Annotated in this window: 23 protein-coding genes and 1 pseudogene; 18 read left to right on the forward strand and 6 right to left on the reverse strand. The window is 53.5% G+C overall.

All coding sequences use genetic code 11. The annotated features are described in order from the left end of the window. The first annotated feature begins 7 nt into the window (after positions 1-7). From NBE99_RS11610 to NBE99_RS11620, 3 genes are all read left to right on the forward strand, one after another. Positions 8-1,030: a sensor domain-containing diguanylate cyclase gene (locus NBE99_RS11610; RefSeq protein WP_250682213.1), complete on the forward strand. Its 1,023-nt coding sequence runs from the start codon at positions 8-10 to the stop codon at positions 1,028-1,030. Between the two features lie 148 nt (positions 1,031-1,178). Beyond that, positions 1,179-2,339, forward strand: a complete 1,161-nt coding sequence (gene petH, locus NBE99_RS11615) for a ferredoxin--NADP reductase (RefSeq protein ID WP_250682214.1) — start codon at positions 1,179-1,181, stop codon at positions 2,337-2,339. A 181-nt stretch (positions 2,340-2,520) separates the two neighbouring features. Continuing rightward, positions 2,521-2,829 (forward strand): hypothetical protein, encoded by a 309-nt coding sequence (locus tag NBE99_RS11620; protein ID WP_250682215.1) that lies wholly within the window; start codon positions 2,521-2,523, stop codon positions 2,827-2,829. Here NBE99_RS11620 and NBE99_RS11625 read toward each other — a convergent pair. Continuing rightward, complete coding sequence (locus NBE99_RS11625) at positions 2,826-4,202, reverse strand: isochorismate synthase MenF (protein WP_250682216.1); 1,377 nt, start codon at positions 4,200-4,202, stop codon at positions 2,826-2,828. The genes NBE99_RS11620 and NBE99_RS11625 overlap by 4 nt on opposite strands. A gap of 128 nt (positions 4,203-4,330) precedes the next feature. Here NBE99_RS11625 and msrB point away from each other — a divergent pair, with 128 nt between their 5' ends. The 7 genes from msrB to NBE99_RS11660 all read left to right on the forward strand — a co-directional run bounded on the left by msrB (position 4,331) and on the right by NBE99_RS11660 (position 11,710). After that, positions 4,331-4,738: a peptide-methionine (R)-S-oxide reductase MsrB gene (gene msrB / locus NBE99_RS11630; RefSeq protein ID WP_250682217.1), complete on the forward strand. Its 408-nt coding sequence runs from the start codon at positions 4,331-4,333 to the stop codon at positions 4,736-4,738. Next, complete coding sequence (locus tag NBE99_RS11635) at positions 4,735-6,918, forward strand: GAF domain-containing protein (RefSeq protein WP_250682218.1); 2,184 nt, start codon at positions 4,735-4,737, stop codon at positions 6,916-6,918. The genes msrB and NBE99_RS11635 overlap by 4 nt, the downstream gene beginning before the upstream one ends. A 285-nt stretch (positions 6,919-7,203) precedes the next feature. Then, entirely contained in the window at positions 7,204-7,773 is a 570-nt protein-coding gene (locus tag NBE99_RS11640; protein WP_250682219.1) for a cell division protein SepF, read from the forward strand. Beyond that, a complete protein-coding gene (gene proC / locus NBE99_RS11645) occupies positions 7,748-8,569 on the forward strand; it encodes a pyrroline-5-carboxylate reductase (protein WP_250682220.1) in 822 nt (273 codons plus the stop codon). Before NBE99_RS11640 ends, proC begins: the two co-directional genes overlap by 26 nt. 6 nt (positions 8,570-8,575) lie before the next feature. Then, positions 8,576-9,016, forward strand: a complete 441-nt coding sequence (locus tag NBE99_RS11650) for a hypothetical protein (RefSeq protein ID WP_250682221.1) — start codon at positions 8,576-8,578, stop codon at positions 9,014-9,016. Further along, the gene (dapA, locus tag NBE99_RS11655; protein WP_250682222.1) at positions 9,013-9,903 is read left to right on the forward strand and encodes a 4-hydroxy-tetrahydrodipicolinate synthase; all 891 of its coding nucleotides are present in this window, start codon (positions 9,013-9,015) and stop codon (positions 9,901-9,903) included. The genes NBE99_RS11650 and dapA overlap by 4 nt, the downstream gene beginning before the upstream one ends. A gap of 61 nt (positions 9,904-9,964) precedes the next feature. Next, entirely contained in the window at positions 9,965-11,710 is a 1,746-nt protein-coding gene (locus tag NBE99_RS11660; protein ID WP_250682223.1) for a ribonuclease J, read from the forward strand. Positions 11,711-12,083: 373 nt separating this feature from the next. Here NBE99_RS11660 and NBE99_RS11665 read toward each other — a convergent pair whose 3' ends face one another. Then, positions 12,084-12,380, reverse strand: coding sequence for a hypothetical protein (locus NBE99_RS11665; RefSeq protein WP_250682224.1), 297 nt, complete (start codon positions 12,378-12,380; stop codon positions 12,084-12,086). 180 nt (positions 12,381-12,560) lie between these two features. Continuing rightward, the gene (locus NBE99_RS11670) at positions 12,561-13,853 is read right to left on the reverse strand and encodes an AMP-binding protein (RefSeq protein WP_250682225.1); all 1,293 of its coding nucleotides are present in this window, start codon (positions 13,851-13,853) and stop codon (positions 12,561-12,563) included. Positions 13,854-13,903: 50 nt separating this feature from the next. On the opposite strand from NBE99_RS11670, the gene rsfS reads away from it, so the two are divergent. From rsfS to NBE99_RS11700, 6 genes are all read left to right on the forward strand, one after another. Next, complete coding sequence (gene rsfS / locus NBE99_RS11675; RefSeq protein WP_250682226.1) at positions 13,904-14,323, forward strand: ribosome silencing factor; 420 nt, start codon at positions 13,904-13,906, stop codon at positions 14,321-14,323. A 3-nt stretch (positions 14,324-14,326) separates the two neighbouring features. Continuing rightward, entirely contained in the window at positions 14,327-16,204 is a 1,878-nt protein-coding gene (locus NBE99_RS11680; protein ID WP_250682227.1) for a GTPase family protein, read from the forward strand. 45 nt (positions 16,205-16,249) lie between these two features. After that, positions 16,250-19,063, forward strand: coding sequence for a cation-translocating P-type ATPase (locus tag NBE99_RS11685; protein WP_250682228.1), 2,814 nt, complete (start codon positions 16,250-16,252; stop codon positions 19,061-19,063). Positions 19,064-19,103: 40 nt separating this feature from the next. Then, positions 19,104-19,778, forward strand: a complete 675-nt coding sequence (gene rppA / locus NBE99_RS11690; protein WP_250682229.1) for a two-component system response regulator RppA — start codon at positions 19,104-19,106, stop codon at positions 19,776-19,778. A gap of 4 nt (positions 19,779-19,782) precedes the next feature. After that, positions 19,783-21,177: a cell wall metabolism sensor histidine kinase WalK gene (locus tag NBE99_RS11695; RefSeq protein ID WP_250682230.1), complete on the forward strand. Its 1,395-nt coding sequence runs from the start codon at positions 19,783-19,785 to the stop codon at positions 21,175-21,177. 113 nt (positions 21,178-21,290) lie between these two features. Then, positions 21,291-21,902 (forward strand): hypothetical protein, encoded by a 612-nt coding sequence (locus NBE99_RS11700; RefSeq protein WP_250682231.1) that lies wholly within the window; start codon positions 21,291-21,293, stop codon positions 21,900-21,902. On the opposite strand, the gene thrC is transcribed toward NBE99_RS11700, so the two are convergent. Beyond that, complete coding sequence (thrC, locus tag NBE99_RS11705; RefSeq protein ID WP_250682232.1) at positions 21,899-22,987, reverse strand: threonine synthase; 1,089 nt, start codon at positions 22,985-22,987, stop codon at positions 21,899-21,901. The genes NBE99_RS11700 and thrC overlap by 4 nt on opposite strands. A 123-nt stretch (positions 22,988-23,110) precedes the next feature. Here thrC and NBE99_RS11710 point away from each other — a divergent pair, with 123 nt between their 5' ends. After that, on the forward strand, positions 23,111-23,725 hold the full coding sequence (locus NBE99_RS11710; RefSeq protein ID WP_250682233.1) for a histidine phosphatase family protein: 615 nt from the start codon (positions 23,111-23,113) through the stop codon (positions 23,723-23,725). Between the two features lie 118 nt (positions 23,726-23,843). Here the strand turns inward: NBE99_RS11710 and NBE99_RS11715 are convergent. Continuing rightward, positions 23,844-24,826 (reverse strand): annotated as a pseudogene (locus NBE99_RS11715) (transposase); the annotation flags it as partial. Between NBE99_RS11715 and NBE99_RS11720 the strand changes: the two are divergent. Beyond that, positions 24,767-25,000, forward strand: coding sequence for a type ISP restriction/modification enzyme (locus NBE99_RS11720; RefSeq protein WP_250682234.1), 234 nt, complete (start codon positions 24,767-24,769; stop codon positions 24,998-25,000). The pseudogene NBE99_RS11715 and the gene NBE99_RS11720 sit on opposite strands and share 60 nt — an antisense overlap. A gap of 94 nt (positions 25,001-25,094) precedes the next feature. On the opposite strand, the gene purU is transcribed toward NBE99_RS11720, so the two are convergent. Next, positions 25,095-25,970 carry a formyltetrahydrofolate deformylase gene (gene purU / locus NBE99_RS11725; protein ID WP_250682235.1) on the reverse strand — a complete coding sequence of 292 codons (876 nt, stop codon included), beginning with the start codon at positions 25,968-25,970 and terminating at the stop codon, positions 25,095-25,097. Positions 25,971-25,991 lie beyond the last annotated feature (21 nt).

Genomic DNA, 25,991 nt, shown 5'->3' on the forward strand with positions numbered 1-25,991 from the left:
GGTCAAGATGAGCGACTTTACACTCGATATTGGCGCATGGATTGATCTGTTGCCAGAGCCAACGCTGGTCATGAATGCCCAGGGCAACATTGTGGCCATTAACCGAAGTGGCCGTGAATTTTTTGGTGGCAGTGTGCTCGATCGCAACCTCAGGGAACTTGTGGCCACTCCCCCAGAGAAACTGAATAAATGGCTGCCCCTCTGGCAACAGGCGACGCAAATGGTGCCCGGCACTCTCCGAGGCCAGCAAGGCCAAAAAATTGAAGTGGAAGCCGTGGGTATCCACCGTTGCCAGCCCCCCTTGATTCTGCTGCGCCTCTTTCGCCAACCTCGGTTTCTAAGGCAGTTTATCGTCCAACGGGAACAGTTTCAGCAGTTGCAACAGCAGATGGCGCGGCAAACAGCTTTGATTGTGGAGCTACAGCAGCGGCAAAAACAACTAGAGGCGGAAAATCGCCACCTACAGGGGGTCTCACAGCAAGACAGCCTGACCAAACTAGCGAATCGGCGTGCCTTTGAGGCCTGTCTGCGGTCGGCTTGGCGAGAATCGGCCATCACCCATACCCCCTTTGCCATTGCCCTGCTGGATATTGATCACTTCAAGCGCTACAACGACACCTATGGCCATCTGGCGGGCGATCGCGCCCTGCAACGGGTTGCCCATGCCATTAAGTCCCAAGTGCGGGAAGCAGATCTAGTGGCTCGCTATGGCGGTGAAGAGTTTATTCTCTTGCTGCGCCAGACTCACCATGATGTTGCTATTTGCGTTTTAGAGCGGATTTTTAACTACATTCGCAGCCTTGAGATTCCCCATGCTAGTTCCCCAGTGCAACCCTACCTCACCGTCAGTGCCGGCATTTGCATTGTGACCGCAACCCTTAGAGACTGTCCAATGGCGGAACTGGTGGCCACTGCGGATGCAGCTTTGTATGAGGCCAAACGCTCAGGGCGCGATCGCTATGTGTTGCAAACCTATGCTTGGATAAGTGAGCCAGTGTATTCCAGCCAAGAAATTCAGCCCTACCCCTAGGGAAATCCCCCTTTTGCTATCCCTGCTAGATATAATGTGGGTGGCCAAAGCACGGCAATCCCGTAGCCAAAACGTGACAGTTGATCGCGGTTGGGACGTTGTGTTGCAGAATGTAAAGCTGAGTTAATTTTTGGAGATTGTGTAGCCCATGTACAATGCGACCAGTTCTGGCAGTCGGATGTTTCGCTATGAAGTGGTGGGACTGCGACAAAATGCTGAAACCAATAAAACCGACTACGCCATCCGCAACAGTGGCAGTCAATTCTTCAACGTTCCCTATGACCGCATGAGTCAGTTTATGCAGCAGATTGCCCGTTGGGGGGGCAAAATTGTTAGCATTCAATCCCTCGATGGTGCGGCTGCGCCCTTGGCTGCCACCACGGAACCCGCATCCAATAATGGTGCTGTCCCTGTTAAAGAAAAGAAAGTTGATATTCCCGTCAATATCTATCGTCCTAACAATCCGTGCATTGGTAAGGTGATCTCCAACCAAGAGCTAGTGCGTGAAGGGGGCGAGGGAACCGTCAAGCATATCATCTTTGACATTGCTGGTACCGAGTTGCGCTATCTCGAAGGCCAAAGTATTGGCATTATCCCTGCGGGTACTGACGCCAATGGCAAGCCCCACAAGCTGCGCCTGTACTCCATTGCTTCGACTCGCCATGGCGACTTTCAAGATGACAAAACCGTCTCCCTGTGTGTGCGCCGTCTAGAGTACAAAGACAAAGAAACTGGCGAAACCATCTATGGGGTCTGTTCTTCTTACCTGAACCAACTGCAACCCGGCGACGAAGTGAAAATCACCGGGCCTGTGGGTAAGGAAATGCTTCTGCCCGATGACCCCGAAGCAACGATCATTATGTTGGCGACGGGCACTGGCATTGCTCCTTTCCGTGCCTTTTTGTGGCGCATGTTCAAAGAAAATAATCCGGATTATCAATTCAAAGGTCTGACATGGCTCTTCTTTGGTGTTGCCTATACCGCGAATATCCTCTACAAGGATGAGTTAGAGGAACTTCAGGCGAAGCATCCGGATCAGTTCCGCCTCACCTATGCCATCAGCCGTGAGCAGAAAACCCCCGACGGGGGCAAAATGTACATCCAAGGCCGCATTGCTGAGCATGCGGATGAAATCTGGCAACTCCTCCAGAAGAAAAACACCCATGTCTATATGTGTGGCCTCAAGGGGATGGAGCCAGGCATTGATGAAGCGATGGCCGCTGCTGCTGCCAAAAATGGTGCCGATTGGCAAGAGTTCCTCAAGGGCACACTCAAAAAAGAAGGCCGTTGGCACGTGGAAACCTACTAGGAGATCATTTGGGGGCGATCGCCCCCTTTTTTCCTCAATGCCAATTGACCTTTGGATCTGTCAGGATAGAAGTAAGTCGCTTGATGGAATTGTTACTGAGAGATAAATGTTTTGTTTGGCGTACGGTCGCTAAAATGTAACCTATTTAACGCCAAGTCGTGAGCATTCTCGTATTCTTCTAATGGTGAGTACCCAGCGATCGCCTATGATTTATCCTCGCTTTCTGCGCAGAGCTTACCGCAAAGAACCCATCTCCGCCTTCCTCCTGCTGATGGGAGGGGTGGATTCGACCATTGGCGGCTTAGGTGGCTACAATGGATTGCTCTTGTTGGGTTTAGGTCTGATGGGGAGTGCCCTACTGTACCGCCTGCTCCAGCGATCGCCCGAACGTTCTCTCCCTGAGAAAGTTCCCCAATATGCGTTGCCGCCGCAATCGTCCCAACCCTTGCCCATGTTGACGATGAGCAAAAAGCAGCCCCCCCTGCGCTAAGCCAAAGCAGAGATCATCGTCTGAAATTTCCAGAGGATTTCCTGCCATTCCCGTTCAGGATGGGAGCCTTTAACAATCCCTGCGCCAGCAAAGAGATGGGCATGGTTGCCCTGAAGGTGGGCAGAGCGAATACCAACAATGAATTCTCCTTCACCGCTGGGTGTGATCCAGCCAAGGGGCGCGGCATAGCCCTTGCGATCGAAGGGTTCCAGTTGCCGAAGCCAGTGTTGTGCCCGTGAAGCAGGATACCCCGCCACTGCTGGCGTAGGATGTAAGGCCGCCACCACTTGGAGAATATGAATTGGTTGAGGCAGCGGTGCCTGAATCAGCGTTTGCAGATGTTGGATATGACTTAGCTCAAGGATGCGCGGTTTGGCAGGCACCTCACAGGTCATGCCCAACTGTTGGAGGGTTTGGCAGAGAAATTCAACAATGACCTGATGCTCGTAGCGTTCCTTGGGGCTGTGGTAAAGGCCATTGCGCAGGCTTTGATCCTCCTGTTGGGTTTGCCCCCGGGGACGGGAACCCGCCAAGGCATCGGCACAGAGGACGCCATTGGCAATCTTGACCAAGCGTTCGGGACTGGCTCCCAAAAAGACCTGCTGCCGCTCTTGGCCAACACTGAAGAGGTAGCAATTGGCGTACTGCTGGCGTAGGTTTTGCAACGTTCCCAACCAGTTAAACCCCTGAGGCTGCTTTAGGGTGAGGGCGGCGGCCAAAACCAATTTTTCGAGGTCTCCCTCCTCTAGGAGCTTGAGCGCACGCTTGACACTGGTAATAAATTGGTCATATTGCTCAGGCAGGGGGGGTAGGGCGATCGCCAGCGGCGGTGGACAGGGGGACGGATCAGCGAGAATGTGTGCCAGTGCCCGCTGCACTAGTTGCCAGTCTTGCCAAAGGCGATGGGGTGTACTGGTCTCTAAGGGACAACTGAGGGTGAGCCAAACATGATCCAGACGCTGAATCACCTGCCAGCGGGGTAAGACCCCCCGGTTAGAGCCTGTGTGATCCCAAAAACTAAATTGACAGAATATACGCGGTTCGGCTGGAGCGATCGCCCACACTCGGCTGAGGGTTTGTTCACTAAAATGCTGGAGTTCCACAAACCGTTGATGTCCCTGAACACTGCTGGTCGCCACTGCACCACAGGCAGCAACGATCTCCCCCGCTTGCTCAAGGTAAAAATGCTCACTTTCGCCACTGACCTGCATCAGGCCAGCCAACAGCATTAGGGGATCAACTGTTGGTAAGGAGATGCCTAAACTGAAGAACTGACAATTGGCCTGCTGTGCTGCCTGAATTCCAGCGCTGACCTGAGTATAAAACTCGGACTCAGAGGACAAATCAAAAGTAAGGGGCAGCGAAACCGGCATAACCAAACAAGGTCAAGATTGCCCTTACATTTTCCCCTTGGCAGGGAACCTTTGGCAAAAAGACTGGAACTTCCCGATGTCCCTGATTATGCTGAGGAGTAGGATGACTGTCTATTTCTGAGGCAAGCATGGCTAAGGTTGTGAAAACAGATGCGGAATGGCAAGCTCAACTTACCCCTGAGCAGTACTATGTCACCCGCAAGAAGGGAACGGAGCGCGCCTTCACGGGCTGCTACTGGAATAACAAAAAGCCCGGACTCTATCGCTGTGTCTGCTGTGGCACGCCGCTCTTTCGCTCCGAGACAAAGTATGACTCTGGCAGTGGCTGGCCGAGTTTTTGGCAACCCCTTGACCCCAAAAATATCCGCATGGAGCGGGATCTTTCCCATGGCATGGTGCGCACGGAGGTTCTCTGTGATGTCTGTGATGCCCACCTAGGCCATGTCTTTGAGGATGGCCCGCCACCCACAGGACTACGTTACTGCATTAACTCAGCGGCACTGGAATTTATCCCTGAATCTGCCGCCTCTTCATGACCCCCGTGATTGAACAACTGCAAAGTCTCAACCGCATTTTGGTAGAACTGGCGCGGCGGCAGCCGTTCCACGGGGCAAACTTTGAGGAGATTTTGCAGGACATTCTCTGTACGAGTGCCCGCAGTCTCAATGTGGCACGGGTAAGTCTTTGGTTTTATTCGGGCGATCGCCAGCACATTGAATGTGTGCACTTGTTTCAACACTCGCCGCAAGAGTTTACGGCAGGGATGAGGCTGACGGCCAGCGACTATCCTCGCTATTTTGCGGCTTTGCAAGAGGAGCGGACGATTACCGCCCATGACGCTTGGGTTGATCCACGTACCCAAGAGTTTCGCCAAAGTTACCTCGAACCTCTTGGCATTACCTCACTGCTGGATGTACCCATTTGGGTCGAAGGGGTGATGATTGGCATCCTCTGCTACGAGCACGTGGGGCCGCCTCGCCAGTGGACCATTGCCGAAGAGCAGTTTGCTGCTTCCCTAGCGGATCTGGTGTCCCTTGCGGTGGAGAGTCGCGATCGCCACCGCGCCCTCAAAGCTCTAGAGGAAAGCGAAGACCGCTTAGCCACCTTCTTTCAAGCCACCTCTGAGGCAGTGATTATCCATGAGCAAGGGCAAATTCTCGATGTGAATGCCGCCGCCGAACGCCTCTTTGGCTACACTGCTTCAGAGCTAGTGGGTCAGTCGGTGTTGTTGCTGACACATCCAGAGTCGCGATCGCTGATTTTAGAGCGGATTGAGCAGCCCCTTGATGTCCCCTTTGAAGCCCTTGCCCGCACCAAAAGGGGTGAAACACTGATTGTCGAAGTCCAAGGAAAATCGATTCTTTATCGGGGGCGCTGGGCGCGGGTGTTGGGAGTTCGCGATATTACGCAGCGCAAAGCAGCAGAACAAAATGCCCAATTGGCTGCTCAACGCCAGCAGTTGTTAGCGGAGATTGCCCTGCGAATCCGTCAAACACTTGAACTGCCAGACATCCTCAGTACGACAGTCGTAGAAGTCCGCCGCTACCTTCTTAGCGATCGCGTGTTTATTGTCTCGTTTGAACCTAGGACAGAGGAAATTCAAATCGTCGCCGCCGATATGGCTCCGCAGTGGCACACTAACCTAGAGGCTCTGCTGCACAATGTGCATTATCGTTCACGATTGCTCACCACCCCAGCCACCCTCTCCTGTGATCAGTCTGAAATTGCTGATCCCCAACTGCAAGAGGTGTACGAAGCTTACCACATTCAATCTTGCCTATTGATTCCTATCCAACATCAGCCTGACGGCAAATGCTTTTTATTGGGAGTCCACCAATGTGACAGGAAACGGGAGTGGCAACCCTACGAGCGAGCCTTTTTGGAGCAGTTGGCCATTCAGGTGGCGATCGCCCTCCAGCAAGCGGCGCTATACCAACAACTGGCTGCCTTAAATGCCAATTTGGAACACCAAGTAGCAGAGCGCACCGAGCAGTTGCAGCAAAAAATGCGGGAACTGGAGGAATTAAACCACCTCAAGGATGTCTTTTTGCACGCCGTCTCCCACGATCTGCGCACCCCCGTCTTGGGGACGCTGATGGTCATTAACCATCTCTTGCAAACCCACAGCAGTGAGACAATTCCTGTCCCTCGCAGTACACTCACCTGCATTCAACAGAGTCAGCAGCGTCAACTGCATTTGATTGAAACACTCCTGCACATCCACGTTGATCAGCAGTCTCTACCGTCGTTGGCGATCGCCCCCACTGCCTTAGCTGCCCTTGTGAATGAAACTTTGACGGATCTGCAACCGCTGCTCCAGAAAAATAAGGCCACCGTGAAACTCGACATCCCCCCCACCTTGCCCCTTGTGCCTGTTGATCCCATGCAACTGCGGCGAGTCTATGAGAATTTGATCACCAACGCCCTAAAACACAATCGCCCCGGCCTGAGGATCACCCTCACAGCGGAGGCTCAGGGGGACATGGTTTACTGCACCGTTCAGGATAATGGGGTCGGTATCCGCTCTGACCAGCGATCGCGCCTCTTTGATCTGTATTACCGTGGCAGTGAAAGTCACCATCGCACCGGTATTGGTTTAGGGCTATACCTATGTCGGCAAATTATTACGGCCCATGGTGGTGAGATCGGCATTGAAGACAACCACCCACGGGGGGCGATCTTTTGGTTTCGCATTCCCATAGCCAGACCAACATAGGGCATCGTTACCCTTGACAAACCCAAGGCAAAAGCGAGACACTTAAGGCCAACTTCATCTTTTTCTCTCAGTTTCCTGTAAAATGGCCAGTTGAACCCTCCTGTTTTAACTCAACTCTCGTGGACGTTTGTGCATAGGTTCCCTTTTAGCCACGAAACTAGGATTGTTAAGACATGAAACATATCATCTGGCTTTTATCCCTCTGACCTGTCGCGGTGACTCAGCTACGGCATGTCAGAAAATTCCTACAACTCATACATTTATTAGGAGCAATAGTGAGTCGTTATGTTGGGCAAACTCCGTGACCTCATGGGTCTAACCCCAGAGACTGACATCTACGATGAGGAATACCCTCAAGGAACGGCACGAACACTAACCACGGAATCTGACGTGGAACCGCTGCCCGCATCGCGGCCAACCCTCAGCCATGAGTTTGACACCAATTCACAGCCCTCAGTTACTCCTAGCTCAGTACCTCCAGGATCCTCTCCTTCTAATGTGATTGGCATGCCCAATGCCGGCCGTTGGTGGGGTGCGGTGGCGGAAGTGCTGGTGATGCAACCCCGCAGTTTTAGTGAAATGCCTGAGGTGATCAAAGCCCTCAAGGAACGCAAGTCAGTGGTGCTGAATCTCACCTTGATGGAGCCAGAGCAAGCCCAACGCTCAGTGGATTTTGTTGCCGGTGCCACCTTCACCATTGATGGTCACCAAGAACGCATTGGTGAGAGCATTTTTCTATTTACCCCTAGCTGTGTGCAAGTGAGTACGCAAGTGGGTGGAGTTCGTCCAGCTACCACACCGGTTGCCCCACCGCCCGCTTGGGGGATGGATGCCCAGAAACAGCGTAGTGCCTAGGGTGCCGACCTTTGGGATCATTGGCTGTGGCCGTATGGCGGAAGCCATGCTTGCGCGCTTGCTGGCGGATGGTCTCTTGCCAGAGCAGGTGTGGGTTTCGGCGCGATCGCCCCAGCGGCAGCAGTATCTAGCCCACACCTACGGCGTGAGGGTAACGACCAACCTAGAGGTGGCCACAGCCGAAACGCTGCTACTGGCGGTCAAGCCCCAAGTCTTTGCTGATATTGAGTCAGAGCTGGCGGATTCTCCAGTCGCTCAGGGCACGGGGATTGCCCTCTCAATTATGGCAGGGATCAATAGTGGGCGGCTGCGGCGGCTGTTTCCCCAGCGGTTGATCTTCCGAGCGATGCCAAATACACCGGCACAGGTAGGGGCAGGCATGATTGCCCTCGCTAGCGATAGCGCGGCCACTGAACCAGAGATTACAAAAATTAAGAATTTGCTAGGTGTGCTAGGCCAAGTGGTGGCCGTCAGTGAAGGGCAAATGGACGCGGTCACAGCGCTTTCTGGCTCAGGGCCTGCCTTTGTTGCCCTGATTGTGGAGGCTCTGTGCGATGCGGGGGTGGCGGTGGGCTTGTCGCGATCGCTGACACAGGAACTCGTTTATGGCACAATAGCAGGCACAGTACAATTACTTAATGAGCGCGGTATGCATCCAGCGCAACTCAAGGATGCCGTCACCAGTCCTGCGGGGACAACCATTGCGGGTCTTGAAGTACTGGAAGCTGCCGGTGTGCGTGGAACCCTCCTGCAAACGATAAAAGCGGCCTACGAGCGTGCTCAAGCCCTCAACTAAGTGCCTATGCCCAACCCTCCGACAACTGCCGACCCCCCCGCCATCGAAGGCTTAGATGTAAAGGTGGTCTTCATTTACTACTTTGCCTGTGTCACCGCCATCACTGCCTTGAGTTTGAGCCAAATTTGCCATTGGAGTCTGTTGTCTCCCCTGCCCTATCGTTGGGGGTTAGTTATAGGCGGGGTAGTGGGGGCGATCGCCGCCTATTTGAATCACACGAAAGTTCTTGCTGTCGCACTCCCTCAGGTTCCCCAATTACAGGCATGGCTCAAGGAGAATGCCTATCAAGCTGTTGAGACCAATGCTAATTTAACGATTTACCGATCGCCCCAAAGCTGGCGACGCGGCGCCATTATTCTAGAAACCTTGGGCGATCGCCGGCGGGTGTATAGCCGCGCGGTCACCATTCGGCAACTACAACGGGACTTGGCTGAGGGTGGACTGTGACTGACTTTGGACGTGTGATTACCGCCATGATTACGCCATTTACAGCCGATGGCGCGATCGCCTACGAGGTAGCGGCGGATTTAGCACAGTACCTTGTGGCCAATGGCTCCGATGGCATTGTGGTTTGTGGCACCACCGGCGAATCGCCCACCCTAACTTGGGAAGAAGAATTCCAACTCTTTCAAACCGTACAGCAGGCTGTTGCAGGCAAAGCCAAGGTGATTGCCGGTACGGGTTCCAACTCCACCCGTGAAGCCATTCATGCCACTGCCAAAGCCGCAGAATTGGGACTCGATGGTGCCCTTTTGGTTGTCCCCTACTACAACAAACCCCCTCAAGAAGGACTCTACGCCCATTTTCAGGCGATCGCCAAGGCCGTTCCTGACTTTCCGCTGATGCTTTACAATATCCCCGGCCGCACGGGGCAAAACCTGCTCCCTGAAACCGTCATCCGTCTTGCTGAATACCCCAACATTATTGCCATCAAAGAGGCCAGCGGCAGCCTTGATCAAGCCAGTGACCTACGTGCTGCCCTACCGCCGACCTTTCGCATTTACTCCGGCGATGATTCCCTAACGTTGCCATTACTGGCCGTTGGTGGTTATGGTGTAGTCAGTGTGGCCAGTCACCTTGTTGGCTCGCGCATTCAAGAGATGATCCAAGCCTTTGTCCAAGGAGAGACGGCCACAGCCACTGCTATTCATTGTCAACTGCTGCCACTGTTCAAGGTTTTATTTGTGACGACGAATCCGATTCCAATTAAAGCTGCCCTCCGTCTCCAAGGTTGGGCGGTGGGTGAACCCCGACTGCCCCTCACGTCTGCGAGTGACGCTGTGATTAGCCAATTGAAGCCTGTTTTAGATCACCTTGGCCTACTGAAGTCTTAAGACAACGCTGGGCATTTCCCAAGCTGCACTTTGTTTTGCTCGTTTCATCGTAAGGAGACCTATGAGTCAATCCGCTGCAACTGCTGCCCTAAAAATTATTCCCCTCGGTGGGCTGCACGAAATTGGCAAGAACACCTGCGTTTTTGAATTTCAAGATGAAATTATTTTGCTGGATGCGGGGCTGGCCTTTCCCACCGATGGCATGCATGGGGTCAATATCGTCCTGCCCGATATGACGTACCTGCGGCAAAACCGCGAGAAAATCAAGGGGATGATTGTCACCCACGGCCACGAGGATCACATTGGTGGCATTGCCTTTCATCTCAAGCAGTTTGATATTCCCGTCATCTATGGCCCTCGCCTTGCTATGGCGTTGCTCCAAGGCAAACTTGAAGAGGCCGGTGTTGCCGATCGCACGGAAATCCGCACGGTGCAGCCTCGGGAGATGGTGCGCTTGGGCAAAAACTTCCTTGTGGAGTATATTCGCAATACCCACTCCATTGCCGATAGCTTCTCAGTGGCGATTCATACCCCCATTGGCGTGATTATCCACACGGGGGATTTCAAGTTTGACTTTACACCCGTGGATGGTGAGTGCTTTGACATTCAGCGGCTAGCGGAACATGGTGAAAAGGGCGTTCTTTGCCTGATTAGCGATTCCACCAACTCGGAAGTGCTTGGCTACACCCCCTCAGAGCGATCGGTCTTCCCCAACTTAGATCGGGCTTTTAGCCAAGCGGAGGGGCGAATTATCTTTACCACGTTTGCCTCCTCAGTCCATCGTCTGAGCATGGCCTTGGAACTGGCTCAAAAATACGGCCGCGTCGTCTCCGTCTTGGGTCGCTCGATGCTCAATGTCATTGCCCATGCACGGCAGTTGGGCTACATTCGCTGCCCCGATGATCTCTTTGTGCCGCTGCACATGATGCACAAGTACCCGGATCATCAGGTGATGTACCTAACCACTGGCTCCCAAGGAGAACCCCTGTCTGCCCTGACGCGGATTGCCAAGGGAGAACACAACAAAATTAAAATCCGCCTAGGGGATACTGTCATCCTCTCTGCCCACCCCATTCCGGGGAACACGATTGCGGTGGTGAACATGATTGATCGCCTGATGATGCAGGGAGCAAAAGTCATCTATGGCCGCGAACAGGGCATCCACGTCTCTGGCCATGCCTGCCAAGAGGATCAAAAACTGATGCTGGCGTTGACGAAGCCCAAGTTCTTTTTACCCGTGCATGGCGAGCACCGCATGTTGGTAAAACACGCCCAAACAGCGCAGAGCATGGGCATTCCCCCTGAGAATATGGTGATTATTGACAATGGCGATGTTGTAGAACTCACCCGTGACTCGATTCGTGTTGTAGATAAGGTGCCTGCTGGCATTGAGCTACTGGATCGCGGGGGTATTGTCAAGGCCCATGTGCTGCAAGAGCGGCAACAACTGGCTGAGGAAGGGATTATCACCGTGGCAGTGGCGGTGGGCAGTGATGGGACACTCAAAGCGACTCCTGAAGTTCACCTGCGAGGTGTGGTCACCGCTATTGAGGCACAGGCCTGGCAGGCTTGGGTGCATGCCACCGTTGAAACGGCCTTGAGCGATCGCTGGAGTGAATATGCCCGCAATGGCGATATAGATTGGCCAGGGGTCAAAGCTCACCTTGAGCGCGAACTGGTACGACTGGTGCGCCGTGAACTTCAGGGCAATGCGTCCGTGCTATTGCTCCTGCAACCGATTGACGTTACCCCCACTGCTACGACAGGTATTCGGCGACGCCGTAGCACTGCTTCTGTAGTTGGCTAGCCTCAAGCTTCTTGGGCAGGAGATTATGCCTATTTTATAGGGGATTCCTGCCCATTTATTTTTGCTGCCGCTGACTTTGTGCTAGGCAATAGCCCTTCAACTCGATGAAAGCTTGAATTCGAGTTAAGGTGTTTCATCAGTAAGAGCGATTACAGCCTGAGTGACTCGCTTTTCAAAGTCGTTGTCCATTGTCTCCAAAAGGAATTTGCAAACAAGCTTACAAATGTCGATTTTTCGACATGACAATTCCGAAGAATGGGCTGCAATTTTGCCATGGGCAAAGACATGGCGTATATTTTTGGCAATATAAGTTACATTGATTTGTTGACCCTTTTGCAACCATCTAACTGCTGTCGCAGCTCTGAAGTTTTGATTAGGATAGCAGATAGTCAATTAGCTTGTTCTTAGGGTTGATTTCTCTGATCTTGCTGATGACTTGCTGCTGCTCGATCCTATCCAGTAATAAGTCAATTTGTGATTCATGACTTGCTTTCAATCCAAACGCTGCGCAATAGACTTCAAAAGCTGTGTAGGCAAAAAATACCCGGCTAAGGGATGAATAGATTTGTGTGGTCTCTTGCCCGTAGCTATCACCGAGATTTAATCCTTGAAAACTCTTAGCAAGGCGAAAGCGTGAGTGCCACTTAGCTAAATGTTGGTCATCTCCCACTAAGTTTCTGTAGTTTCCTCTGGAGATACGATTCGCTTTAATAAATGCTGCCCATGCGCGGGGAGAGGTTTGATGAGTTGAATTCTGTAGCTCTTGGGGCAGGGTGGTTAGGTAAGGCTAGAAATGTTGATTTTTGCGTATTTTGTCAGCTAGTTACAGCCAATTACTCTCAGGAAAACCTCAAAGCGCCTCTTTGATTGAAGACAATCGCACTTTTCCTTGGGGGGTACGGGGAATTTGGGGCACAGAAATCCATTGCTTAGGGCATTTGTAGGCGCTGCACTGCTGTTTGAGCCATCGGCTGAGTTCCTCAGGGGAGGAGTCTCCCACATAGAGGGCAACGACTTGTTCGCCCCAAAGGGGGTGGAGGGCACCGTAAACATAGATGTCTTGAACAAGGCCACTGTTCAGTAGTAAGGCTTCGAGTTCTTCGGGGTAGATATTCTCGCCGCCACTGATGATTTTGCGGCTGCTGCGTCCCAAAATGTAGAGGCGATCGCCCCGCCATTGAGCGCGATCGTCCGTTTGGAATATCGTTTCATGGAATAACTGAGGGTAATAGCCAAGGGCAAGGGAGGCCGCTTGGATCTGAATCTCGCCCGTAGCGGTTAAATCCATCTGGGCATGGGGTAAGACTTGACCACAGGAGCGATCGCCCGCCAAAAATTCACCGCGCCGTTGGGCACAGATCATGCCTGCGGTTTCTGTCATGCCATAACTCAAACACAGGGGGAGCTTCTCGGCTGCTGCTTGCTCTAACAGTTGCGACCAAGTGGGGCCACCGCCAACAAAAATGCCCCTTAAATCGGCTAGCCACGGTAGGGGGTCTGTGAGCACCTGTTGCAGTTGCCGCGGCACCAGCGATAACCACAGATCTACACTGGCAGGAGGTGCTGTTTGCCGTAAGTCCCGTAGATGGGTACCGAGATAGAGTTGTCCACCTGTCCAGAGCGATCGCACCACGGGCATCAGGCCACTGACATGGTACAAGGGCAAAATACTGAGACAGTGAATCGCCCCTTGTTGTAAATGGCTTTGCAGCCCCATTACTGCCGCCTGAAGGGTCGCCACTGTGTGAATCGCCCAACGCAACCGCCCTTGAGTGCCGCCAGTGGGAATCAGAATCCAGCCCTGGGGCAATGGTTCTCCAGAGCCTTGGGGGTCGAGGGGGGGCACCGTTCCCCAAGCCATAAAATTCTGGGGTAGGATTGCTGCCACCTGCTGCCACTCTTGGGACTGCCATTGGGGATTGGCCAGCAATAGGGGCGTCCCTGTGGAGAGCGCTGCGAGAAAACCACTGAGAAAGGAGAGGGGATCGGGTTCTGCCAATACGAGGAGAGTGGGCTGCTGCTGTTGGAGTTGCTCTTGATAGTTGGCTAATTGCTGGAGGAGTCTAGCGGTAGCAGTGTACCATTGTCCGTTGCGGGGATACCACAGCCAGTGGGGGACAACGCTTGTAAGGTTTTGTAACAAATTTGTCCTGCGCCTCCCTAAACCAATAGGTAAAATCAAAGGATAAAGGAGTGCGTTTAGGAGAGAGCAGCCTGACTATTCAACAGATGCAACGGGTGGCCGCAATTACTGACCCTAGCCTTAAACTAGCATGGACCGCAGCCTATGCCGCCGACGATCGCAAGGGCGTGGATATCTGCCTTTTGGATGTAAGTGGCGTGTCCTACTTAACCGATTACTTTGTGATCATTACGGGACTCTCAAAAACCCAAGTGCGCGCCATTTACCAAGGAATTGAGGAGGCGGCTCTCGAACATTGCCAACGCCAACCCCAACATATTGAAGGCCAAGCGGAATGTTCGTGGGTGCTGATGGACTACGGCGATGTCATTGTCCACGTGCAGTTGCCCAAGGAACGTCAATACTATAACCTTGAGGCCTTTTGGGGGCACGCCCAGCGCATTGCTTTTGAGTCACTGGTGACCACCTAGTCCATGGGACTCTCTGGGTGGCAGTGGATTCTTTTTGTCCTACCCCTAGGGGCGATCGCCACCTTTATCCTCACCGCCGCCTCAATCCAAATTCATAATTGGGGACTGAGTTGGGTCTGGGCAGTAGTCGTGGTGATTCTGCTGCTGTGGCGGTGGGGAGTTGCCCATTGGCTCAAGGGTCAGCCGACAGAGATTGACCCCCGTCCCTTTGATCTGCCGAGGAGCAGTGATTCAGAAACGGATCAACGCGCCCTCAAGATTCTCCAACACACCCTTGAGCAGAGCCGCCAAGACCCACCCCCTTGGGAAAATTGGCCGCTCTTTTGGCAGCGGGCACAAACCCTCGTCAGTGAGATTGCCAAGGTCTATTATCCCAATGCCCAACGTCCACTGTTGCAAATCTATGTGCCCCAAGCCTATCGCCTGCTGCGGGACACGATTGATGATGTGGATCGCTGGCTCGAAACCCTCAACCCGATTTTGTCGCGGGTGACCGTGGGGCAGGCAGTGCGCGCCTATGAACTCTCGCGGCAGGTGGCTCCCGTTGCCCGCTGGGGCTTTACCGCTTGGAACTGGGCACAGTGGCTCCTCAATCCCAGTGTGGCGATCGCCAAAACGTTTACTCAAGAGCAGCAGCAGAAGGCGAATCAAGCCCTGATTGCTAACTTGGGATTGACGCTGCGGGAGCAGGTGCTCAAGGCCTTGGGACTGCGGGCGATCGCCCTCTATAGCGGTAGCCTCACCCAACTGGAATTGCCCACTCCCACCTCGCACACAGATACAGGGACATTACAGGACATTTTAGAGCAGAGTCTGCCCCTTGCCCGTGCCGAAACGGAGCCAGTTAACGTTGTTCTGGTGGGTCGCACTGGCGCAGGCAAAAGCAGCCTGATCAATAGTTTATTTGCAGCACCCACCACCGCGGTTTCCCCTCTGCCCAACACCAACGACATCCAGCACTACCGTTGGCAAGAGGATTTAACGCTCTGGGATACCCCCGGCTACGAGGATATTCGCGGTGCTGATATTCAAGCTCGCCTGCGGGAATTACTGCCGCGCATGGATCTGGTGCTGTTGCTCACTCCTGCCCTCGATCCGGCCCTTGCCCCCGACCTTACCGCTCTGGAACTGATTCGCCAACAGGTGAGGGACTTGCCGATTGTGGTTGCGGTGACCCAAGTGGATCGCCTACGCCCCCTGCGGGAATGGCAGCCCCCCTATGATTGGCAACGGGGCACCCGTCCCAAAGAAGTGAGTATTCGCGAGGCCGTGGCCTATCGTCAAGAACAGTTGGCGGTCTATACGCCCCATCTTCTGCCCATTGTCAATGCCACGGAAGGACGAGCCGCTTGGGGACTCGATGCCCTGAGTGAAACCCTTGTGAAGTTCATTGCCCCCGCCAAGCAGATCCGCATGGCTCGCTGGTTGAGCGATCGCCAGACCCGGCTCCAAACTGCTGCCCGGCTCATTGACACCTATTGCCACCGCATCACCACCAGTCAGGGTATTACCGATTTGCTCAAGCGACCAGTACTCCAGTTTCTTTCGACAATGCTCACGGGGTCTCCCGCCGCCGCATGGCTCCTCGCTGAACAACTGCCCCTAGAACACCTGCCGGTGATTCTTTGTAAATTGCAACTGGCCTATGAACTCTACACGCTGTTGCAAAATGCCAGCGATCGCATAGAGGTACCAACGCGCCCCTTTGATCTGAAAACCTTGGCACCCTTGCTGCTACAACGTCGTAGCCCTTTAGATCAAGATACTTGGGCAACGGGACACACCCTCGTAGAGTTTTGGACACAGCCTGAGCCACCTCTGACGCTGATGGCGCGCTATGAGGACTATTGGCAGCGGTTTGGTATGGTTCCAGCAAAATAGACGAAGATAAAGAAAGGATAAAAACAGTTCATTTCCTCACCTGCCATGACCCCCGCCAACATTGAGCCTGAATTCCTGTGGCACGCTCTCAGTGCTGATGAAGTCATTGACCGCCTTGGTAGCGATCGCCAACAAGGGCTGAGCCTTACCGACGTCCAACGGCGACAGGCAACGTATGGTCGCAATGAACTGATTGACAATGGCCGCCGACCCCGCTGGCAAATTTTCATCGATCAGTTTCGCAATGTGATGCTGATCATGCTGCTGGTGGTGGCCTTTGTCTCAGGTACGTTGGACATCCTTGAGGCAATTGGCGAGAATTCAGTTCCTTTTCCCAAGGACGCCATTGCCATCCTGCTGGTGGTGATTCTGAATGCCATTTTAGGCTACGTTCAAGAAGCCCGTGCGGAAGAAGCCCTCGCTGCCCTAAAAAGCATGGCGGCGCCCAAGGTGCGCGTCCTGCGCGAGGGGAAAGTCATGGAAATTGATTCCCCGGAACTGGTGGTTGGCGACATTTTCTTTTTAGAAGCAGGGGTCAAAGTGGCAGCCGATGGTCGCCTTCTAGAAGCGGTCAATCTGCAAATCCGCGAAGCGGCACTCACGGGTGAAGCCGAAGCGGCCAGTAAAAATGCCGAGAAAATTTTGCCAAATGATACAGAAGTAGGCGATCGCGTCAATCTGGTGTTTGCGGGGACAGAGGTCAACCAAGGCCGAGGCGTGGCGGTGGTGACAGCAATCGGCATGGATACGGAACTCGGAAAAATAGCTGTTGCTCTCCAAGGGGTTGAGCAAGAACCCACTCCTCTGCAAAAACGGATGACCGAACTGGGAAATCACCTAGTCGCGATTGCCTTAGTGCTTGTGGGCATTGTGGTCATTGCCGGTGGTCTTTATGATCCTTCCCTGTTGGGGCATCTGATTGAAGTTGCTCTCAGTATGGCCGTAGCAGTGGTGCCCGAAGGCTTGCCCGCCGTGATTACCGTCACCCTTGCATTGGGAACGCAACGGATGGTGAAACGCCATGCCCTGATTCGTCGGCTGCCGGCAGTGGAGACCCTTGGGAGTGTTACGACCATTTGCTCGGATAAAACAGGTACCCTCACCCAAAACAAAATGGTGGTGCAGGCAGTGGCTACCACCTCCTATCAGGCCAAGGTGAGCGGCACTGGCTATGAACCGAGGGGGGAATTTTACGACGCGAATACCAATGACCCCTCAGCCCTGTACGAACGGCAACTGCTCCTTTTGGCAGGCGCGCTGTGCAATGATGCCCTTCTCAAACAACACGCAGCAGAGTGGGTGATTCTGGGGGATCCAACAGAAGGCTCCCTCTTGCCCTTGGCCGCTAAAGGCGGGATTGACCTCAAAGCATTGCAGGAAAAGGCTGAGCGGGTGGCGGAGTTTCCCTTTGATGCCGATCGCAAGCGGATGAGTACGTTCTACCGCAGCGAGTCCATTCCTGACATTCCACTACGGGAACCCTACTGGATGGTGACCAAGGGATCACCGGAACTGACCTTGGAATGCTGTCAATGGCGCCAAGTGGGGCAGGAGATTCAACCCCTGACGCTGGAGGATCGCCAAGCGATTCTGGCTGCAAACGATCGCTTTGCCGCTCAGGGTCTGCGGGTCTTGGGCATTGCCCATCGCTACTGGTCAGAGCTGCCACCAGCCGAGAGTGTGGATACTAGTGAGCGGGAGTTAATCTGGTTGGGGCTAGTGGGCATTCTTGATCCACCCCGCCCGGAGGTGCTGGAGGCCGTCGCCACTTGTCGCACTGCGGGGATTCGCCCGATTATGATTACGGGAGATCATCAACTGACTGCACAGGCGATCGCCAGTCAAATTGGCATTTGTCAGTGGGGCGATCGCGCCCTTACAGGTCAAGACATCGAAAAACTAAGCCGCGAAGAATTGGATGCAGCGACGCTAACCGTGAATGTCTATGCACGGGTGTCCCCAGAGCACAAACTGCGGATTGTGAAATCCTTGCAACGCCACGGTGAAATTGTGGCCATGACCGGTGATGGCGTCAATGATGCCCCGGCCCTCAAACAAGCAGATATTGGCGTGGCCATGGGAATCACAGGCACCGATGTCACCAAAGAAGCCAGCGATATGGTGCTTTTGGATGATAACTTTGCCACCATCGTTGCTGCCACCGAGGAAGGGCGCGTCATTTATAGCAACATTCGTCGCTTTATTAAATACATTCTTGGCTCCAATATCGGTGAAGTGATTACGATCGCCTGTTCACCCTTGCTGGGACTAGGAGGCGTGCCCCTGACTCCGCTACAAATCCTGTGGATGAACCTAGTCACTGACGGCTTACCAGCCCTAGCACTTGCTGTGGAACCCGGCGACCCAGATGTGATGAAGCGCCCGCCGATTCAACCCAATGAAAGCATTTTTGGCCGCGGCCTCGGTTCCTATATGATCCGTGTGGGCTTGATCTTGGCCATGACTGGCATTGCCCTGATGGTATGGGCCTATGGCTACACCGCCGAGCACTTAGAGGAGGGTCTCGATCCGCGCCGTTGGACAACGATGGTCTTTACAACCCTCTGCTTAGCGCAAATGGGTCATGCCCTTGCCGCCCGCTCCAGTAGTCGGCTGACCATTGAAATGAATCTCAGCTCCAACCTCTATGTTTGGGGATCGGTCATCCTAACAACAATCTTGCAACTGCTTCTAATTTATGCGGCACCCCTGCGGCGGTTCTTTGGCACCTATTTGCTTTCTAGTACTGAGCTAGCGGTGTGCATCGGCTTTAGCACGCTGGTATTTGTGTGGGTGGAGTTAGAGAAACTGGTGTTGCGGCTATTCAACAAAGGCCAAGAACTGAAGTTATTGGAGTAATTTTCTTTTTTCTTGAAGCGACTGAGGTACGGTTGGTTCCATGCGTATCTTATTCGTGGAAGATGATCCAGAGCAATTAGAGCCACTGAGTGTTGCCCTTTCTCACGTGGGGCATCTGGTGGATGCGGTTCAGGAGGGAGAAACAGCCCAATGGCTGATGCAGGAAAAAACCTATGACCTGCTGATCTTGGACTGGATGTTACCGCAAGTCAGTGGCCTCGAACTCTGTACCCAGTACCGCCAACTGGGAAAGAGCACGCCAATTTTGCTGCTCACCGCCAAGGATACCACTGCCGACAAAGTAATGGGGCTAGATGCCGGTGCCGATGATTATTTGATCAAGCCAGTCGATGTGATGGAACTGTTGGCACGGGTGCGTGCCCTTGGCCGGCGATCGCCCCAATGGCTAGGCGATCAATTACATCTGCAAAATTTAGTCTTAGATTTGCCCTCAATGACACTCCAACGGGGCGATCGCGCGATCGTGCTCTCCACACGGGAATACCAGTTTTTGGAGTTTTTTCTGCGCCATCCGGGGCAAGTGATTAGTCGCGAACAACTGGAACTGAACCTTTGGGAGTGGGACAACCAACCAGAAAGTAACGCCGTCAGTACCCAAATTCGCCGCTTGCGCCTGCGCCTAGGGGAGCTGGGGTGTGCTGACTGGCTAGAGACCATCTACGGCATGGGCTACCGCCTACAAGCCAGTTCCTAAAGCGATGCTGAAGGGATTATGTCTAAAGGTTCAAGCATGGCAGCGACTGCCCCCCACCCAGCGGGGCATTGTCATCATTGCCCTACCTGTGTGCTGTCTCTTGAGTACTGTGGGGGTGTTGATTTGGCTCAGTGCTAGCATTGCGGACTACGAAGGCTGGGTGCGCCATACGCAACGGGTGCAGCTTGAGGGACGGGAGCTATTGAATCACCTCATTGATGCTGAAACAGGTGTGCGCGGCTATCATCTCACGCAACAGGTGGGCTTTCTTGAGCCTTACTACACTGCCGCCGCCCAATTGCCCTTAACCCTTGAGAATTTAGAGGTACTGATCAGCGATAACCCACACCAGTTAGATCACTTTCGGCACCTCAAATCCTTAGTAGAAGAGACCTTTCACTTGTTAGCACAGCAACTGGAGGACGCCCCCAACCTTTCTCTGGCAGAGACGGAGCAACGACTCTACTTTTATCGGCAATTGGAGCAAGCAAAACAGGCAATGGATCGTTCCCGTGCTGCCATTAACGCCTTCATGAGCGAAGAAGATCGCCTTTTGGCCGATCGCCAACAACATTTAGAGGCGCTGCGGCAGATCAATACCGTTGTGCTCCTATTGGCCGTGGTGGTGGGGTTGGGCAGTAGTGGCTTAGCGATTCATTGGTTTCGCCAACTCTATCAGGAAGTGGATCTGCGAGGACAGCGTCTTGAGGCCGCCTGCGATCGCTTGGCTCGATTTACCGCCAATGCTTCCCACGAACTGCGAGCACCCATTGCAGCGATTCTCAGCCATGCCCAAGTGGGACTCCTGCTGGCTCGACAAGCCCCTGAGCAATCCTTACCCCGGCTAGAAAAAGTGGCCGCACTGGCGAGGGCCATGGGACAACTGGTGAATGATTTGCTCTTTCTGGCTCGCTATGAGGGGGTGTCTCCCCCAGACTTTGCCACATCCTTTGATTTAGTGCCCTTTCTCGAGCAAGTCGCCCAAGAATGGCAGGAAACAAGCACAGCCAGTCATCCCTTTCATCTCGAAGTGCCATCGGTTCCTCTACTCATTCAGGGCGATCGCGAGATGCTCAAGCAAGTAGTGCTCAATTTGCTCACCAATGCCGATCGCTATACGCCCAAGGGAGGCACGATTACTCTTCAGTTAGAATCGCAGGGAAGCTCAGCAGTGATTCACGTCAGCGATACAGGCATGGGAATTAGTGAGGCGGCTCTGCCCCATATTTTTGATTATTTCTATCGTGACGAGCGGGTGCGGCAACAGGGCATTAGCGGTTCAGGGCTAGGACTAGCGATTGTGCGCCAAATCGTCCATCTCCACCGGGGCAGCATCACAGTTCACAGCCAAGAGAATCAAGGTTCTACCTTTACCGTCAGATTGCCCCTTGCTCCTTAGGATCGGCTGTCACTTTTACGTCACTTTCACTTGATATTCTCAACCTATATCTGGCACAGACCACTGCTCCAAGCGCCAGATCTGCTTACTCAAGTTGAATTGGAGGATAGGATATGACTCTACGATGGCAACCTCTTTTGGCAACCACTGTTGCAGCGATTCTCCTACCGCTGGCGATCGTGCCAGCGGCAATGGCCCGTCCCGGCTCTCCTTCACCTAGCTCTGTGGAACAGGAGGCGCGGAGTACGTTTCGAGACCTCGCCAAGGCGCAATATGAGGGGATGCGGGCAAAGTCCATGAGTGGGGTAGATGCCAGTCTCTTGAGCTTGGGCGATCGCCTACTGGCCTCAGCCCAGCAACTTCAGCAAAGCGGCAACTATTTCCAAGCGAAGGAAACTGCCAAAGCCGCCACCCGTATTTATGAAGCCGCTCGCAACCTCGGTGAGGCTCGCATGGGTCAAGCGGATCTCTCCCGCAGTTACTTTGATGCGCCTTTTGAAGTGAGTCGTGAGTTGACCCGCACTGAAGCAGAAATGGCCTACTTTCGTGGGGGCAACCCCACCGTGCGCGATCTGTTTAGCCGTGCTCAGCAGTTAGCCCAACCTGCCAGCTTGACAGCACCGGCACCCACCACCGCCAATGTTGCCAACTTAGCCACCAATCGAGCGGCAGTACAACTCTTGAAGGCGAGTCGCCACCTGATGCGAGCGGAGCGCGGCTTCTAAAAGCCCATTACCTTGGCCACAGTTTGCTCAGTGGGTTCGATGTGGCGGTGGAAGCGATCGCTCTCCTGCTTGAGCGCCGTTTCTGGATCCTTGAGACCATTGCCCGTCAGCACACAAACCACCGTGGCACCACTGGGCACCTGATCGGCCAATCTCAAGAGGCCCGCCACAGAAGCCGCACTAGCCGGTTCGCAGAAGATACCTTCCTCAGAGGCCAGCAGACAGTAGGCGTTGAGAATTTCCTCATCGGTAACGGCATTAAAGGCACCTTGGCTGGCTTCTTTGACGGCGATCGCCCGTTGCCAGTTGGCAGGATTGCCAATACGAATGGCCGTCGCAATCGTTTCCGGATGCGTGACAACCTCACCCTTGACAAGGGGAGCAGAACCCGCTGCTTGAAAGCCCATCATGCGTGGTAGGCGATCGCAACGATTTTGCTCACGATACTGGCAAAAGCCCATCCAATAGGCAGTAATGTTTCCCGCATTACCCATGGGGATACACAGCCAATCGGGGGCATTACCCAAGCTATCCACCACCTCAAAGGCGGCTGTTTTCTGTCCTTCCAACCGATAGGGATTGACGGAATTGACCAGCGTCACGGGGTAGGTTTCCGCCATTAGGCGCACAATCTCTAGGGCTTTATCAAAGTTGCCCTCAATGGCAATGACTTCGGCGCCGTAGAGGAGGGCTTGGGCGAGTTTCCCTTGGGCAACATAACCTTCGGGCACCAAGACATAGGCGCGCAGTCCAGCTCGTCGGGCATAGGCGGCAGCAGCGGCTGAGGTATTGCCTGTGCTGGCACAGATCACGGCTTCGGCTCCCGCTTCCTTCGCCTTGGAAATGGCCATCGTCATGCCGCGATCTTTGAAGCTCCCCGTCGGGTTGAGGCCATCGTACTTGACATAAACCGAGACATTGCGGCCAATCCGTGCAGCAATTTGAGGCACGGGAATCAGTGGTGTATTGCCTTCATAGAGCGTGACCACCGGAGTGCGATCGCTCACGGGCAAAAAGTCGCCGTAGGCGTGAATCAGGCCATGCCAAGCAGGACGGATGGGGGGAGCAGAGAGTGTTACAGGCACAGGTACGCAGTCAAGAAATATGAATAAATTTGAGGCTGAGGATAGAGTGCAGCCACACAGTACGATAATTTTAGCGATCAGGGGTTGCACTTGCCAATTGCCGCCCTAGGAGAGAGCTACACAATGCGCTTAATTTTGATCCGCCACGGTGAGGCTGTGGGTAATGCCTCAGGTGTCATGTTAGGACGGCAAGATGTGCCCCTCACAGAACGGGGACGGCAACAAGCCCTTGCCCTGCGAGAAAAACTCCCGCCGCCGAATGCCATTTACACAAGTCCACTGCAACGCTGCCACGATACGGCTACGCTCATCAATCCCTGTCCCGACTTAAAGATTCAAGAGCTAGCGGAGTTGATTGAAATTGATCAGGGGATTTTCACAGGACTGACATGGGCGCAGGCACAGGCGCAACATCCCGAGCTTTGTGAAGAGCTAGAAGAAAGTGACTACCTGATTCCAGTCCCCGAAGCAGAGTCAATGGCCATGGCTTGGCAGCGGGCAAAACAGGCTTGGAAACAACTCCGACGCCACAGCGATGAGGACTGCGTTTGGTGTATTAGTCATGGCGGCTTTTTGCAGTGCCTGATTAGCGTTGTTCTGGGGAGCGATCGCCTGTGGGGGATGGAAATTCCGCCGGCTGCTTGGTTTGACTTCTCAGTACGAGTGGATTTGGATGGCCGCTTTGAAGCAGAAAATATCCGCTGGTGGCGCATCAATGTCTTCAATCAGAACCTCTAGGCTGAAAACGCCACTGTCCGTTTGCAAACCAACCCGACCTTTGGGAGGGAAGTCATCGTGGTCACCGCGATCGCTCAGGCAATCATCAGCTTCCGAGATTTATCCTTCTTTAGTCACTTTAGGCAAATGAAAAGATACGTTGCTGGTTCCATTGATGCAAAAGTGGACAAATAAAGGCATTCATCTGATGAATGAGTTGGGCAAAGCCAAACTGTAACGATGGAATCGGAAAGACCCCTAACCAGCGCTTCAGCCCATTGAAGCAAATCAGGGGTTGGATAATCAGTCGCAGGTTGTTTAATAAGTTCTTCCACCTCCGTTGGTTATTCCACCTAAGATGCTGCGCAAACTGCTGCTGGGTGAGCGGACACGACTCGTTGAAATTGCTCAGCAAATAAACTGGCCATCAGAAACGCCCTCATGACTAACTCCCACCATTGCTCGATTTGCCCATAACGGGTCATGCGAAAGTCCGCCAAGGCATCTTTGGCTTACTTGAGGCCATACTCAATCCATGTTCTAAAGCCATAAGGGTTGCCACGCTCTGGCAGTTTGACCGCAGGAGCACACACCTTCACAAAGACGGTGGTGAGTAACCAGTACTGTTGGCCACGGCGCTGGCCATAAATGACTTCTGCCCTGTAACGCACTTCGGTGGTGCCATTGCTAAAAGTGTGCTGAAACGGTTGCCACGGGGTTTGGGACACTGGTTGGTTTTGAGGTAGCCACAGGCCATGGTTACTGCGGATAGCCAAGATGTAGGGCAGGTGTAACGCCTCCAAGACCGACACAAAGTTCCCTTGACTTTCGCCATATAAGCTATCAGCGAGCACCAATCCAAAAACAAAGCCTAGCTCTTGGAGTTCACGAATCATCCTTGCCCGCTTTCATCCGTTCTCTCGGTTTATACACCTCAAAGCTTCAGGGAAGAATCATCCCCGCAACTCATCCATAGGCTGTGACTGCCACGATCCCATTTTCTTTTGTGCCCACATTGCCGATGTACTGACGCTTAACGTAAAGGGATATCGTCTTGAAAAGATGTGCTTTGCCCAAAAAGGGCAGCAAGTGGATAAGACCACGATTATCTACAACCGCCATGTCACCCTAACGGGGATTCCCCTTGAGGCCTATGACTATGGGGTAAACGGCAAGCCTGCCCCTGAGTGGGTGATGAATCGCTATCAAGTCACTGTGGACAAAGACAGTCAAATTCGCAATGACCCCAACGACTGGTCAAATGGCCCGCGCTACATCATTGATTTGCTGAAGTGAGTGGTGCGGCTGAGCGTCGAAACGGCTCAGATTGTCAAACGGCTTCCAAAGTTCAAGCTCCTCAGCAAAAAGGCAACTGCCCCCTAATTAGCCCCTAGGCAAACACTGCCGTGCGATTGTCATACACCAGAATCCGATTTTGCAAATGCAGCCGCACCGCCCGTGCCAAGACCACCCGTTCTAAATCTTTGCCCTTACGAATCAAATCCGCCACTGTATCCCGATGGCTCACGTGCACAACTGCCTGCTCAATAATCGGCCCTTCGTCTAAATCCGCTGTGGCATAGTGAGCCGTAGCACCAATGATTTTCACCCCCCGCTCATAGGCACGGTGGTAGGGATTGGCACCCGCAAAGGCAGGCAAAAAGGAATGGTGAATGTTGATCACTTGGGGAAAGGCCTCAATAAATTCAGGACTAAGCACCTGCATATACTTGGCCAGTATCACCAGATCAATGTTGTAGTCCTTGAGCAGTTGCAGTTGCTTGGCTTCAGCAAGGGGCTTGGTCTCTGGCGTCACAGGGATATAGTGAAAGTCAATGCCAAACTGTTCAGCAATCGGGCGTAAATGCTCATGGTTACTGATGATCAGGGGAATTTCCGCAAAGAGATCTCCCGCCCGCTGCCGCAGCAGCAAATCCCACAGGCAATGATCTTGGCGGCTCACCCAAATGGCCAAGCGATAGGGAATATCTGATGCCCGCAGTTGCCAGCGCACCCCCTCCCAACTGGCAAAGACTTTTTCCTGATGCGCATAGTTAATAAATGTGGCGGCAATCTGATTGCGAGGAATCTCAAAGCCATCCAGTTCCCACTCTAGGCGAGAGAGAAAAATGCCCGCGACGGCATCGGTGTGGTGGTCGGCATGGACAATGTTTCCGTTGTAGCGATAGACAAACTGCGCCAACTTAGCCACTAACCCCCGCTGATCGGGACAGGAAATGCAGAGGGTCATGGTGAGCATGGGCATAGGCACAAAGCAACGCAGAGC

This window comes from Thermosynechococcus sp. HN-54, assembly GCF_023650955.1.
In the GTDB taxonomy this organism is placed as follows: Bacteria; Cyanobacteriota; Cyanobacteriia; order Thermosynechococcales; family Thermosynechococcaceae; genus Thermosynechococcus.